Source organism: Actinomadura chibensis NBRC 106107, assembly GCF_001552135.1.
Taxonomy (GTDB): domain Bacteria; phylum Actinomycetota; class Actinomycetes; order Streptosporangiales; family Streptosporangiaceae; genus Spirillospora; species Spirillospora chibensis.
The window spans coordinates 114,502-128,217 of the sequence record NZ_BCQP01000040.1 but is presented as its reverse complement, the minus strand read 5'-3'; the positions used below and the strand labels follow the sequence as shown (position 1 = coordinate 128,217).

Sequence of the window (13,716 nt, the reverse complement as noted above, 5' to 3'; positions counted from 1 at the left end):
GGTCATAGGTGCGTACTCGCGTCGCGAGGAGCGATTGGTGCGCGTCCCTGAACGTCGTGTCGGTGACGGCCAGAGCGCTCTGCGACCGGAGTTGCTCCGCGAACGCCTGCGGGCCGAGCGCCAGGAGCCGGTCGCGCGAGCCCGTGGGGAACGGACCGTCCATGGGCAGCGCCGGCAGCTTCGTCGCCGGGTCGAGGTCGGTGGGCGCCTCACCGTGCGGCTTGTTGACGGTCACGTCCGCCAGATACCGGACGAGCCGCGTAGCGCGGTCACCGCTCGACCGTGCCGTGAGCAGCTCGGGATGGTCGCCGATGTAGGACGTCGTCACGCCGCCCGCGCGGAAGTCCTGTTCGTCCAGCAGCGCTTGCAAGAACGGGATGTTGGACGCCACTCCCCGGATGCGGAACTCAGCGACCGCTCTGCGCGCGCGCCGCACGGCCTCCTCGAACGTCCGCCCGCGACAGGTCAGCTTGACCAGGAGGGAGTCGAAATGGGGGCTGATGATCGCGCCCCCATAAGCGGTACCCGTGTCGAGACGCACGCCTGCCCCGCCCGGTGACCGGTACGCGGAAATCTTCCCCGTATCCGGACGGAACCCATTCGCCGGGTCCTCAGTGGTAATCCGGCATTGGACGGCGTAACCGCTCACGGTCACTTCGTCCTGCGCGATACCGAGATCGGCGAGCGTTTCACCACCGGCAATGCGCAACTGGCTCTGAACCAGGTCGACACCGGTGACTTCCTCGGTCACGGTGTGCTCGACCTGGATACGCGGGTTCATTTCGATGAAGACGTGCTGGCCGCGATCGTCCACGAGGAATTCCACGGTTCCCGCGTTCTCGTAGCCGATCTCCTTGGCGAAACGCACGGCGTCCTCACAAAGCCGCTGCGCCACCGCTGGGTCGAGCCTGGGCGCGGGCGCGATTTCCACCACTTTCTGGTGGCGACGCTGCACCGAGCAGTCGCGCTCACGCAGATGGACCACATGCCCCGCACCGTCCGCGAGGACCTGCACCTCAATATGGCGGGGACGATCCACCGCCTGCTCAAGGAACACCGTGGCGTCACCGAACGCGCTCTCGGCCTCCCGGCGCGCGGTGTCCACGGCGGCCTGCAGATCCTCACGGTTGTCGACGCGGCGCAGCCCGCGCCCGCCGCCACCCGCCGCCGCCTTCACGAAGAGCGGGAAACCCACCTCGTCGGCCGCGTCCAACTCCCGGCCGGGCTCGGGCGTCGCCGACCGCAGCACCGGCAGGCCCGCCCGCCGCGCCGCCGCGACCGCCTCGATCTTGTTCCCGGCCAGGCTCAGCGCCGCCGACGGCGGCCCCACGAACTTGATCCCGTTGCGCTCGCACGCCTTCGCCAGTTCGGGGCTCTCCGACAGGAACCCGTACCCCGGATACACGGCGTCGGCGCCCACCCGCAGCGCCGTCTCCACGATCCCATCCACGTCCAGGTAGGCCCGGACGGGATGACCGTGCTCGCCGATCTCGTACGCCTCGTCCGCCTTCTGGCGGTGCAGCGACAACCTGTCCTCGTGCGCGTACACGGCGACACTGGCTATTCCGAGCTCATAGGCCGCGCGGAAGGCGCGCACGGCGATCTCGCCCCGGTTGGCGACGAGCAGCTTTCTGATCACGTATCTCTCCTACGAGACGGCCTCAGCGCGTCCGCCCGCAAGACTCCACACTGAGCCGCTCAAGGCACCGGCGGGCGAACCGGTCCTGCAATACGTACCCAGTCCAGCCCGCCGGGGAGCATCCCGTCCTCACCCCTCCCGTGGGAACAACCCCCCAGATCCCACCAACCGCAAAAACCCCACTTCTTCCCGTCCCGCGCTGTCTCGGGGAGAGTCCGGCGGCCGTCCCCCGATCATTACTCGGGAGTCAGAAGGCGTCCGGGCCCATCATGTGGAATTGCGACGGTGATCCGTGTAGAGCCAAGTGACCAGTACGGCCAACATCAGCAGGGCGCCTACGGCGATGCCCGTGAGGAAGCCGCCCTGGGAGTCGCCCGAGGTCAGCGAGAGACCCGTCGCGCAGATCGCGGCCACGAGGAAGGCGTAGGCCGTGATGAAGCGGATGAAGCGCTTGCTGAAGAACGTCCGCCGGGCCGGGGTTTCCGGGACGTCCCTCAGTTCCGCCTCGGGGCCGATAGTGGCCGCCTTGGGTCGCTTGAAGTACTCGAAGCAGATCCAGGTGCCGCAAGGTTCCCAGCCGTCGGGGGCCAGCCGGTCGGCGAGGGCCTGGCGGCGTCCCGGCATGACGGTCTCGCGGCGGTACTCCCAGCGTTGCGGGTTGTCCGGTTCGCGGTGGCTGACGAAGCGGCCCGCCGCGTCGACACGTTCGACCTCCCACCCTTCGTCGCCGTAGTGGTTGAGGACGTCGCGTTCGTGGAAGGCGTCGGCCCTCCAGGTCCACGTTTCGGCAGAGGACGGAGGGGCGGCGTCTTCTCTCTGTCGGGACGGTGCCACCTGTAGGGCGAACTCCTCTGGCGCACCGAATTCCTGTACCGGGTCGGTTCCGGATTCGGCCACGTATGCGGCGAGGTCGTCGACGGTGAGGGTGACCTGGTCCGCGGGGAGCCCGCGGTCGCGCAGCCTTTGCGCCAGTTCCTCGAAGTAGGGGTTCGTCATCGGTCCGCTTTCTGGGTGAGCATCGTGCGCACTGATTCGTCGAAGGCGAGCCACAGCGCGCTCTGCTCGGTGAGCGTCGCGCGGCCCTCGTCGGTGAGGTGGTAGTAGCGGCGGCCTGGGCCGCGGTCGGCGACCCGGAACTCCGCGGAGACCAGCCCCGCCTCTTCCAGGCGGTTGAGCACCGGGTAGAGGGTGCCGCCCTTGATCTGCCCCAGGCCGGCATCGGCGAGCGTCTTGGCGATCTCGTACCCGTAGCTCTCGCCCCGGGTCAGGCTCGCGAGCACCAGCAGGTCGAGGACGCCTTTGAGCCAGCTGGCCCGGCGGTCGGCTGCCATGGCCGTCCTCCTCGTATCGGTCGACTAGCTAGACCGTAGCGCTAGCTAGTTAGGAATACAACCTAGATAGCCAGATCGAGGACCGGATGCGGACGGCGGCTAAACGGAACGATCACTCGGAATAGCCCGAAAGATCTTGCGGTTGCAACTACTGTGCGAAATCCGGCGAGCCGGGTAGCACCCATGTCCGCGATCCATGGAGGTGAAGCGTGCCGAGCAGCATCCCGAGGACCCGCTCCAGCAGGGAACACGAACACGTGAAGACCACGTCGCTGCGCGCGCTCGTGGTCGCCGCGCGGCTGGAACGCAACCACGCCCCGGAGGGTCCACCGGGCAACGATGAAGGCCGGGCGGAGCGGCGCGGCAAGCGGCGTAGCCCCGACCCGGCCTGACCCGAATTTTTCGCTAGGAGTCCCCTGGCCAGGCACCGGCCGCACTGAAGAGGGCATGGACGGCGGCGCGCGCGCGTTCCGCCCCCACGCTCTCGACCATCGCGGTGAGGTGCTCCGCACCGAGGACGGCGAGAAGCGCGTGCGCCAGTCCGTCCCCGTCGGGGACGGACTGGTCGAGCAGGATCGTCAGGTGCCGATGCCAGAACCCGTAGGCGCCGATGCGGTACCGGGCGCCCGGCGAGGCGGTCTCGGACATCCGCACCAGGGACAGATGGTCCAGGACGTAGTCCATATAGGCATCGGCAAAGGCGAGTAGACGTTCGGACGGCGGAACGACAGCGTCCGCCTCACCAGGACCCAACGGAGCCGGGCCGGACAGGATCGCGTCCTGGAGGTCGCGTTCCCGTTCGTCCAGGAGGGCGACGGCGAGCCCCGCCTTGTCGCCGAACCGGCGGAAGAGGGTCCCCTTGCCGACCCCGGCGGCGGTGGCGACCGCGTCCATGGAGACGGACTCGACCCCATGCTCGGCGAACAGGCGAGCGGCGGCCTCCAGCACCTTGGCACGGTTGCGCGCCGCGTCCGCACGCTCCTTGGGCGGCGGCGTCCGCATCAGCTCAAGGTCGACGCTCCGGTCGCCGACCGGGCCGCGCTCTGTCACCGGCTCTCCCCCTCCCATGAATCGGACTGTAGTCCATTTAGCGTCCCGTCGCCACTCACTAGATCAACTGCCCCGGGAAGCGCCTACCATCTTCTGCCCTTAGGCTGGTGCGCGGTCCAGGTCGGCGAGCCCGAAGTGACCGAGCCGAAAGTGACGGGGAGCGAGTGGTGTGACCGATAGGACGATGCCGGACGCCCTGCCGCTGCGGTCGGGCGACCCGATCGAGCTGGGCGGGTACGAGATCCTGGGCCGCCTGGGCGAGGGCGGGCAGGGATCGGTGTTCCTGGGTCGGCGGGTCGGCGCGGTCGGGGACGTCCCCGCCGTGGACCACGTCGCCATCAAGCTCCTCCACGGCGGGCTCGCCGGAGACGACGCCGCCCGCGCGCGCTTCGTCCGCGAGTTGGAGGTCGCCAAGCGCGTGGCACGGTTCTGCACCGCGCAGGTACTCGACGCCGACGTCGCGGGCGACCAGCCCTACATCGTCAGTGAGTACGTTCCCGGGCTGTCCCTTCATCATGTGGTGCGCACAGACGGACCGCGCACCGGCGGTGCGCTTGAGCGGCTCGCCATCAGCACCCTCACCGCGCTGACCGCGATCCACCAGGCCGGGATCGTCCACCGTGACTTCAAGCCCCACAACGTGATGATGGGACCGGACGGCCCCCGCGTCATCGACTTCGGCGTGGCGCGCGCGCTGGGCGCGGCGGGTGAGACGCAGAACGTCGGCACGCCCGCCTACATGGCGCCCGAGCACTTCACGGGCGCGGAGGTCAGCACGGCCTCCGACATGTTCGCCTGGGGCACGACCATGGTGTTCGCCGCGACGGGACGTCCCGCCTTCGGCAATGACGAGATGGCCTCGATCATGCACCGCATCCTGACCGGCGAGCCCGATCTCGGCGACCTGCCCAGCCCGATGCGCGAACTCGTGTCGGCCTGCCTGGCCAAGGAGCCCGCGCAGCGTCCCACCGCGCGGCAGGCGCAGGAACGCCTGGTCGGCGCGGCCAGCGGCACGTCCTCGGCCGAGGCGGCCGTCCAGCCGCTGCCCGCGTTCCCGGCCGAGGCGAACAGGGCGGCCGGGGATCGGGGCCACGGTTCGACGGATCCGCATGCGGCGCCGTCCGACATGGCCGGGGCGCTGCTGCCTCCCGACCAGGTCACCGATCCCTCCACGCCCAGGAACAGGACGGCGCCCCAGCCCCCGTCTTACTTCGACGCGGGGCATGGTGGCGTGCCCCCAGCGTTCCCCTCCGGCTCGCCCAGCGGCCATGGGGCGGGCGGCAGGAAGCGCGGCCGGCTCGTCGTCCCCATCGCGGCCGCCGCCGCGGTGGCGGCCGTCATCGCGGGCGGTTCCGTATGGGCGGCGACGAGGTCGGGTGACGACAAGGGCGGCGACCATCAGGTGACGGCGTCCGACCAGAACGGCGCGCAGGACGGGCAGGGGGCCGTGGCCGGAGGCGACGCCCGGAACCCGATGAAGCCCAAGCCGGGGCAGCCCCAGGGGAAGCAGAGTCCGAACCCCACCGGGCCCAACGCGTCCCAGCTGCCGGGGACACCGCAGCAGCCCGGCTCTACGCCGACCAAGGGCGGAGGGGGCGGAGCCTCCACTCCTTCTAAGGAACCGCCCAACAAGTACACCCCGCAGGCCGCGTGCAACAGCGGGGGCCATGGCGGCGGTTATTACGTGCAACGTTCCATGGGCGTTTCCGGCGGTACCGCCTACCAGCTCTACAACAGCTCCGGTTACAACTGCGCCGTCACGATGAAGACGCAGCACGTGGGCACGAAGTCCCCGGTCTCGGTGTGGATCCAGAAGCAGGGCGGTAGCCAGGTCGTCGACAGCGGGTCGTTCGCCTGGTACGCGGGTCCGGTGTTCGTGAAGGCGCCCGGTGCGTGCGTCCGCTTCGGCGGCAACGGCCGTACGTCCAGCTACGCCAACTGCGGCTGAGCCACGCTCACACGCGCCCAGGCGCGCGCGCACAGGCGCACCCGCACACGTGCGCGAAAGCGAAAGGCCACCCTCGCGCCGGGTGGCCTCTGCGTGGTGGCGGACGGGTCGACGTTGGGTGACCGGTGCCGACCCGTCGCCTTTCGGCATGCCGCCTAGAACGGGAGCCAGGCGGCGGTTGGTTGGCGGGGTTCCTGGTGAGTGTCAGTTACGGGAGGCGATGAGATGGTCGAAGTCGCCGTCCTTGGCTCCAAGGATGAGCGCTTCGATCTCGTGACGGGTGTAGATGAGGGCCGGGCCCTCGGGATGACGGGAGTTGCGCATCGCGACCTGCCCGCCGGGCAGCTCGGCGATTTCCACACAGTTCCCCTGGGAATTGCTTCGCCGGGACTTCAGCCACCGAGCCCCGCGGAGGTCGGTGGCGGGCATCCCGTTGTCGTAGTCGGTCTGGAGCATCATGTCTCTCTGAGAAGATCACCAAGAAGCTCGACGGTGCGCTCCGGGGTCGCGCTGTCGACGCACAGGCGTTCCATCGCCTGCAGGTAGGTGTCGACGTCGTCGCGCTTGTCCAGGTACATCGCGCCGGTGAGGTTCTCGACGTAAACCACGTCCGGCAGGTCCTGCTCGGGAAAGCGCAGGATCGTGAACGCGCCTCCCTCGGCCGCGTGGCCACCGAACCTGAACGGCATGATCTGGATGGTGACGTTGGGCAGTTTCGACATCTCGATGAGATGCTCGAACTGGCCTCTCATCACCTCCGGACCACCGATGGGACGCTTCAGCGCCCCTTCGTCCACGACCGCCCACAGGCGCGGAGCCTCCGGGCCTGTGAGGCGTTCCTGGCGTTGCAGGCGCAGTTCCACGCGCTGGTCGATCTCGTGTTCGGCGGCACCTGCGTTGCCGAGGCGGATCACCGCTCGCGCATACCCCTCCGACTGCAGCAGTCCCGGAACGAACTGCAGTTCATATGTGCGGATCAACGCCGCCGACTCCTCCAGGCCCACGTAGGTCTGGAACCAGCCGGGCAACACGTCGTTGTACCGGTGCCACCAACCGGGAGTGTTGGCCTCCCGCGCAAGCTGCAGCAGCGCCTCGCGCTCAGTCTTGTCGCTGACGCCGTACAGCGAGAGCAGGTCGTCCACGTCTCGCTCTTTGAAGCTGACTCGCCCAAGCTCAAGGCGGCTTATCTTCGACTCCGACGCGCGGATGACGTAGCCGGCGTCCTGACGGGTCACGCCCTTCTGCTCACGCAGACGGCGCAGCTGCGACCCGAGCAGGATCCGGCGAACGGTCGACCCGCTTCCCGGCGTCTCTGGAGTCACGCCCAACCTCCGGCTATTCGGCGGACAGCGAACCTAGTGTGCCACTGGCCTCGGTATCCTGCGGTTACCTCCGATCACTTGCGTGCTGCCCGCGCCGCCCCACACCCTCACAACGCGGATGCACGTGCATTGGGCCTTGCATTCGCACGCTACGATGCGCAGGATAACGCACGAGACTTCCGATCCACGGCGGCACAACAAGATCACTCTGCGGGGTCCGGTTGGAATGACGTCACGCCATGCGCACGACGACACGCGATGGAAGCTCGGTCCCGTCGTGGGACCGGCCGGCTCGCACGACCATGCCGCGCTGTCCACGCCCATCCCGGAATCGTCCGACCTGCCACATCCGCTGGACACGGCCCTGACCGCGTTGACCGCGATGCAGGGGCACACGGTCTCGTTCACCGTCGCGCCCGATCCCGAGTCCGTCACCGAGGCACGGCATTTCGCGGTGTCACGCCTCACCGAATGGGGCGTCACCGAACTCACCGACGACGTGGGGCTCGTCGTCTCCGAACTCGTCACGAACGCGCTGCGGCACAGCGGGGGGGCGTTTCGCGGTCGGCCGGGCCACGACGTGCACCACGAGGGCGTGTACGACGACCCGGCCGACCCGCTCGGCTCGGCGCCGTCCGCGATAAGGCTCCGGCTCGGCCACCAGCCGCCCTGGCTGCTCTGCGGGATCATCGACGCCAGTCGGGCCGCTCCCCGGCGCAAGGAGCCCGACTACATCGCCGAGACAGGGCGCGGTCTGCATCTGGTCGAGTCCTTCAGCGTCCGGTGGGGCTGGCGGTCGCTGCCGCACGGCAAAGTGGTGTGGGCGCTGTTTCGCACCGCTTGAGGTCCGTCGTGGACGTACGGGTGGACGCGGGGTCGGAAATGCGACATCCCGGTGGCGGGGCGTAACGGCGCGTCACTCGGGTAGCTAGACAGTCCCCACTCGGGCCCGGTCCCCGAACCCCGGCTCCCGGATCCCGAGGCGACACCGGAAGAAAGGAGCAGCGGTGGACTTCGCCGTCGAGCACCGCGTCGAACAGGGCCTCACGGTGGTGAAGATCAGCGGCGAGATCGACGTCTTCACCAGCCCCCGGCTGCGGGAGGCGCTCCTCGACATCATCGACAACGGCGGCACGCACCTCGTCATCGACCTCGGCGAGGTCACGTTCCTCGACTCCACGGGCCTCGGCGTGCTGGTCGGCATCTACCACCGGCTCCGGGCGCGCGACGGGACGATGTCGTTCATGGGCGTCAACGACCGGGTCCGCCGGGTCTTCCACGTCACCCAGCTCACCAAGATCTTCGTCCTGCACCGCTCCCTTGAGGACGCGATCGCGGCCCACGGGTCCGCGTCGTCCTGATCCCCGCCTCGCACAAACCTCCGCCCCTTCGCCTCCCGCCTCCCCGCTCCCGGCTTCGTTCCCCGGGTTATCCACAGGTTCGCGCGAGCGCTCCCGAGGCCGCGCGCACCCGGTACGGTGAAGACCGAGATCAAGCCCGCCGCCTGGGCACGTCCCGCCGACGCGCGCGGTGCTGTCCGCCAGCCGAACCCATCGAACGGACGGGAGCGCTCCGTGGCAGAACAGCCGCTGCATGAGCACACGCTCGGCAATGGCCTGCGCGTGGTGGTCTGCGAGGACCATGTCGTACCACTGGCAGCCGTGAACATCTGGTACGGGGTTGGCTCACGCCATGAGAGGGCCGGGCGCACCGGCCTCGCCCACCTCTTCGAGCACCTGATGTTCCAGGGCTCGGCGAACGTCGCCGAGGGCGAGCACGCCGCGCTGCTGGAGAGCGCGGGCGCCGCCTTCAACGCGAGCACGTCGTTTGAGCGCACGAACTACTACGAGACGGTGCCGGTCAGCCATCTGGAGCTCGCGCTCTGGCTGGAGGCCGACCGGATGGGCACGCTGCCCGCCGCGCTCACCCAGGCCAACCTCGACAACCAGCGCGACGTGGTGAAGAACGAGCGCCGCCAGCGCTACGACAACCAGCCCTACGGGACGGCCTTCGAGCGGCTCTGCGACCTGACGTTCCCGGCGGGCCACCCCTACGCGCACACCCCCATCGGCTCCATGGAGGACCTGGACGCCACCACCCTCGAAGACTGCGCCGACTTCTTCGCCACCTGGTACGCCCCGGGCAACGCCGTGCTGTCGGTGGTGGGCGACGTCGACCCGGCGAAGACCATCGAGGCGGTGGAACGCTATTTCGGCGGCCTGCCCACCGGGCCGGAGAAGCCCCCCACGCGGCCCGGTGAGCTCGGTCCGCTGAGCGGCGTCCGGGAGGAGGCGCTCGACGAGGAGGTCCCCTCCCCCGCCTACTTCGCGATGTTCACGCTGCCCACCGACGGCGGCGACGACGTCGAGGCCGCCGAGCTGGCGGTCGAGATCCTCGGCGGCGGCTCCGGGTCCCGCCTCTACGACCGGATGGTGCGGCGCGACGAGATCGCCACCGAGGTGTGGGCGGGCGTGACGCGGCTGGCGTCCGGCCCGTCCCTGGCGATCGTGGACGCGATCGGGCCGGAACCGGACAAGATCGCCGCCGTGCTCGACGAGGAGCTCGAACGGTTCGCCGCCGACGGCCCGGACGCCGACGAGACCGCCCGCGCCACCGCCCAGGCCGAGCGCGGCTTCCTGGAGCAGACCGAGACCGTCACCGGCCTCGCCAACGCCCTCTCGCAGAACGCCACGCAGTTCGACGACCCGGCCAGGGTCTTCACCGCCCCGGGCCGCGCCGCCGCCGTCACCGGGGACGCCATCAAGGAGATGGCGGGCCGCTGGCTCGCGCCCGGCGCCCGCACCGCCCTGACCTACGGAGGGACCTCGTGACCAGCGGCCTGGAACTGCAGCCCCGTCCCGTCCCCGGGCCCGTCCCGGCGTGGGCGTTCCCGGCCGCGAGCGCGGGCCGCGTCCCGGCCGGTCCGGCGACGCTGCGCTGCGACCTGCCCGGACGCAAGCTCGCCGCGGTCCGGCTCGTGCTGCACGCGGGCGCCGGGCGGGAGCCCGAGGGCCGCGACGGCGTCGCCACGCTCGCCGCGCGGGCGCTGCTTGAGGGCACCGAGCCGGGCGGCGGCACCGCGCTGACCGCCGCGTTCGAGCGGCTCGGCGCCAGCCTGTACGCCGCCGCCGACCTGACGGCGCTGCGCGTCGCGCTGGACGTCCCGGTCACCCGGCTCGGCGCCGCGCTGGAGCTGTTCTCGTCGGTGGTGCGGCGTCCCGCGCTGGACGACTCCGACGTGCGGCGCCTCGTCCGCGAACGGCTGGAGGAGATCGCCCAGGAGGACGCCGACCCGGGGTCGCGCGCGATGCGCGAGCTGCGCGCGGTGATGTTCCCGGCGGAGGCGCGGGCGTCCCGTCCGACGGGCGGCGGCCGCGCCGCGGTCGACGCGCTCAGCGGGGCGGACGTGCGCGCCTTCTACGGTTCGGTGGTGCCCGCCGAGGCGACGGCGGTCGTCGCCGGAGACCTGTCCGGGGCCGACGCCGACACCGCGCTGAGCGCCGCCCTGGAGGACTGGGCCCCGTCCGGCGAGCCGCTGCCGACCGCCGACCGGATCATGCCGGAGTCGGCCGCGCGGATCGTCGTCGTCGACCGTCCCGGCTCGGTGCAGACCTACCTCGGGTTCGGGCACGGCGTGCCCGACCGGTCCCACCACGACTGGCCGTCGCTGATGGTCGCGTCGCATGTGCTGGGCGGCGGGCTCACGTCGCGGCTCAACGCGGTGCTGCGCGAGGAGAAGGGCTACACGTACGGGATGCGGGCCGGGCTGCTGCGGATGCGGCACTGCGGCCTGTTCATCGCGCAGGGCGCCGTGCACACCGAGGTCACGGCCGACGCCGTGGCGGACGCGCTGACGGAGCTGCGCGGCATCGTGTCCCGGGGGATCGACGCGGACGAGCACGGTTCGTCCGTCCGCGCGCTGGCCGACCGGGCGCCCGCCGAGTACGAGACGGCCCGCTCCGTGGCGGCCGAGCTGGCCGACGTGTCCGCGAACGGGCTGGGCACCGACTACCCGAGCGCCTACCTCGCCGCCGTCCGGGCGTCCACCCCGGACGGTGTCGCCCGCGCGTACCGCAAGCACATCGACCCGGAGGCGCTCACCGTGATCGCCGTCGGCGACGCCGCCCAGATCCGCGAACCATTGGAGAAACTCGGCTACGCGACCGTCACCGTCACCACAAAGGAATAGTGCGTCACACCGGCGATCGAGGCATTTCTCAGGACGCCGGACGAGTTTGGGTCCGTTGTCCGTTTCGTGGCGTGAACCGATGGCATGCTGGACTGGTCTAACGCGTGACGGCCCGGCTCCGCGGACTCTTCGCGGACTCTCAGCATGGCCGGTTCGCGCGGGCTGACATGCGCGGGGAAGCCTCCCCGCGGTCGGGAGAGGGGAACGGCCGGTGTCGTACGGGCAGATGGCAGGCGGCGGACCGTCCGTCGACACGATCCTGTCGGAGCCGAACTGCAAGCCCGGCGGGGTCGTGGCGGGCAAGGTGCACCTGCGCGGCGGCTCCGGTCCCGTGGAGATCCGGCACGTCACGCTCGCGCTCATGCCGCGCATGCAGGACGGCTACGGCGGCGAGACGGCGGGCCCCGAGGTGTACCGGGGCGCCCTCACCCGAGGGTTCCAGTTGGACGCGGCGCAGCAGCGCGACCTCTCGTTCTCCATTCCGCTGCCGTACGAGCTGCCGTTCACCACCGTCCTCGGGCACGAGCTGCCCGGCTTCACGATCGGCCTCTGCACGGAGGTCGACGCGAAGGGGCAGCCCGACCCCGGCGACGTCGACCCGATCTCGGTCGAGCCGCTGGAGTCGCAGCAGTGGGTGCTCGCCGCGATCGCCCGGCTCGGCTTCCAGATCACGAACGTGACGTTCGAGTCGTCCAAGCTGCGGGGCGTGTCCCAGCAGTTGCCGTTCCACCAGGAGATCCACCTCAACCCGCCGACGTCGTTCCAGGGGCGGGTCGACAAGGTCGGGCTGAGCTTCGTCGCCAGCCCCCGCAGCATGGCGTTCGTCCTGCGCGCCGAGGACCGCGACACCCCCTCGGACGAGTCGTTCGGCGTCTTCCAGGTGCCGCACGCGGAGGCCGCCGAGACCGACTGGAACGCCAAGATCAGCCAATGGCTGGAGGCCGCGGCGGCGCTGCCGCGCTCGGCGTCCGGCCCCGGCGCGGCGCACGGCAGCCCCACTCCGCCCCCGGGCCAGACGCCGCTGCCGCCGCCCGGCGGCCCATCGGCGTTCCCGCCGCCCCCACCACCGCCGGGCGGATCACCCGCCCAGCCCGCCGCCGCGTCCTACGGCGGGCCGGGCGAGTACGGCGGGCCGGGGAACGCCCAGTTCCCGCCGCCCGCACCCGCGCCGGGCGAGGCGCCCGCGCCCATGCACAGCCCGCCCCCGCCGGGCGGCGGCCCGGCGTATCCCCCGCCCGGCCCGGCCCACCACCCCGGCGGCGCGCCGGGCTTCCCCCCGCCGCCTCCGGGCAGCGCACCCCACCACGCACCCATGCCCGGCCACGGCGGCTCCCCGGCTCCGCCCCCCGGCAGCCCTGCGGCCTATGCGCCCGGACACGGCGGTCCTCCATCCCCGCACGCGGGTAACCCAGCCGCACACCCACCGATGCCCGGTGGTCCGGCGGCCCACGCGCCCATGCCCGGCCACGGCGGCACGCCGTCTCCGCTCCCGGGTAGTCCGGCGCCCTATGCGCCTATGGCCGGTCAGGGCGGCTCGCCGTCCTCGCCTCCGGGCGGCCCTGGGGCGTATGCGCCTGCTCCAGGCCACGGCGGTCCTTCGTCACCGCTGCCCGGCGGTCCAGGAGCACACGCGCCCTTGCCGGGGCAGGGTGGCCCGCCGCTGCCGCCTTCGGGGCACGCTCCGCCCGGTGGGCCGTTCGGGGGGCCGCCTCCGGCGGGCGCGGCGCCCGGTGGCCCGCCGCCACCCGCCCCTGGAGGTCCCGCGCCGTACGGGCCGCCTGGACACAATGGCCCGCCGCCACCGGCGCCGCCGGGCCCAGCGCCCTATCCGCCCGCGGCACATGGTCATCCGGCACCGCCGCCTGTGCACGTCCATCACAGTCCGCCGGGGCACTACCACGGTCATCGCGGGCACCACGGCGTCGCCGCGGCGGGCCTGGTCGGCGGCGCGGCCGCAGCCGGGATCGCAGGCGGGATGGCCCTCGGCGCGGTCGGGGGCGACGTCGCCGGTTACGCGCAGAACGTGGCGGGTTATGTCGGCGGCGTCCCCGTGGACGCCTTCGGCAACGCCGTCGCCGGATACGCGGGCCAGGTGGCGGGCAACGTGATCGCCGACGCGGCGGGCGGAATAGCGGGCGACATCGCCGGAGACGTGGCCGGAGAAATCGCAGGCGGCGCGGCCGAAATCCTCGGCGGCCTCCTAGGCGGCCTCTTCGGCTGACCCCAACACCGCCCGA

The 13,716-nt window shown here is 71.3% G+C and carries 13 protein-coding genes; 7 read left to right on the top strand and 6 right to left on the bottom strand.

Features of this window, described 5'->3' with window-relative positions:
• The 3 genes from ACH01S_RS23580 to ACH01S_RS23570 all read right to left on the bottom strand — a co-directional run.
• Positions 1–1,639 (bottom strand): ATP-binding protein (locus ACH01S_RS23580; protein ID WP_157406304.1); only part of this gene is annotated, 1,639 nt, incomplete at its 3' end.
• A gap of 267 nt (positions 1,640–1,906) precedes the next feature.
• The gene (locus ACH01S_RS23575) at positions 1,907–2,635 is read right to left on the bottom strand and encodes a hypothetical protein (protein ID WP_067895248.1); all 729 of its coding nucleotides are present in this window, start codon (positions 2,633–2,635) and stop codon (positions 1,907–1,909) included.
• On the bottom strand, positions 2,632–2,970 hold the full coding sequence (locus tag ACH01S_RS23570) for a PadR family transcriptional regulator (protein ID WP_067895245.1): 339 nt from the start codon (positions 2,968–2,970) through the stop codon (positions 2,632–2,634). The genes ACH01S_RS23575 and ACH01S_RS23570 overlap by 4 nt, the downstream gene beginning before the upstream one ends.
• Before the next feature lie 209 nt (positions 2,971–3,179).
• Between ACH01S_RS23570 and ACH01S_RS43745 the strand changes: the two genes are divergently transcribed.
• On the top strand, positions 3,180–3,362 hold the full coding sequence (locus tag ACH01S_RS43745; RefSeq protein WP_148344281.1) for a hypothetical protein: 183 nt from the start codon (positions 3,180–3,182) through the stop codon (positions 3,360–3,362).
• Positions 3,363–3,375: 13 nt separating this feature from the next.
• On the opposite strand, the gene ACH01S_RS23565 is transcribed toward ACH01S_RS43745, so the two are convergent.
• Complete coding sequence (locus ACH01S_RS23565) at positions 3,376–4,020, bottom strand: TetR/AcrR family transcriptional regulator (protein WP_255220344.1); 645 nt, start codon at positions 4,018–4,020, stop codon at positions 3,376–3,378.
• A gap of 169 nt (positions 4,021–4,189) precedes the next feature.
• Between ACH01S_RS23565 and ACH01S_RS45450 the strand changes: the two genes are divergently transcribed.
• A complete protein-coding gene (locus tag ACH01S_RS45450) occupies positions 4,190–5,968 on the top strand; it encodes a serine/threonine protein kinase (protein WP_246236592.1) in 1,779 nt (592 codons plus the stop codon).
• A 204-nt stretch (positions 5,969–6,172) separates the two neighbouring features.
• Here the strand turns inward: ACH01S_RS45450 and ACH01S_RS23555 are convergent, their stop codons facing one another.
• Together ACH01S_RS23555 and ACH01S_RS23550 are read right to left on the bottom strand one after the other, a co-directional pair.
• A complete protein-coding gene (locus tag ACH01S_RS23555) occupies positions 6,173–6,427 on the bottom strand; it encodes a DUF397 domain-containing protein (RefSeq protein WP_370671582.1) in 255 nt (84 codons plus the stop codon).
• Positions 6,424–7,290 (bottom strand): Sco1979 family transcriptional regulator, encoded by an 867-nt coding sequence (locus ACH01S_RS23550; protein ID WP_174564906.1) that lies wholly within the window; start codon positions 7,288–7,290, stop codon positions 6,424–6,426. Before ACH01S_RS23550 ends, ACH01S_RS23555 begins: the two co-directional genes overlap by 4 nt.
• Before the next feature lie 226 nt (positions 7,291–7,516).
• Here ACH01S_RS23550 and ACH01S_RS23545 point away from each other — a divergent pair, with 226 nt between their 5' ends.
• The 5 genes from ACH01S_RS23545 to ACH01S_RS46560 all read left to right on the top strand — a co-directional run bounded on the left by ACH01S_RS23545 (position 7,517) and on the right by ACH01S_RS46560 (position 13,700).
• The gene (locus ACH01S_RS23545; protein WP_246236591.1) at positions 7,517–8,134 is read left to right on the top strand and encodes an ATP-binding protein; all 618 of its coding nucleotides are present in this window, start codon (positions 7,517–7,519) and stop codon (positions 8,132–8,134) included.
• Positions 8,135–8,297: 163 nt separating this feature from the next.
• Entirely contained in the window at positions 8,298–8,651 is a 354-nt protein-coding gene (locus tag ACH01S_RS23540) for an STAS domain-containing protein (RefSeq protein ID WP_067895234.1), read from the top strand.
• A 213-nt stretch (positions 8,652–8,864) separates the two neighbouring features.
• Positions 8,865–10,121, top strand: a complete 1,257-nt coding sequence (locus tag ACH01S_RS23535; protein ID WP_067895231.1) for a M16 family metallopeptidase — start codon at positions 8,865–8,867, stop codon at positions 10,119–10,121.
• Positions 10,118–11,479 carry a M16 family metallopeptidase gene (locus ACH01S_RS23530; RefSeq protein ID WP_083981028.1) on the top strand — a complete coding sequence of 454 codons (1,362 nt, stop codon included), beginning with the start codon at positions 10,118–10,120 and terminating at the stop codon, positions 11,477–11,479. The genes ACH01S_RS23535 and ACH01S_RS23530 overlap by 4 nt, the downstream gene beginning before the upstream one ends.
• Positions 11,480–11,690: 211 nt before the next feature.
• The gene (locus tag ACH01S_RS46560; protein ID WP_083981027.1) at positions 11,691–13,700 is read left to right on the top strand and encodes a sporulation protein; all 2,010 of its coding nucleotides are present in this window, start codon (positions 11,691–11,693) and stop codon (positions 13,698–13,700) included.
• The last annotated feature ends 16 nt before the right edge of the window (positions 13,701–13,716 follow it).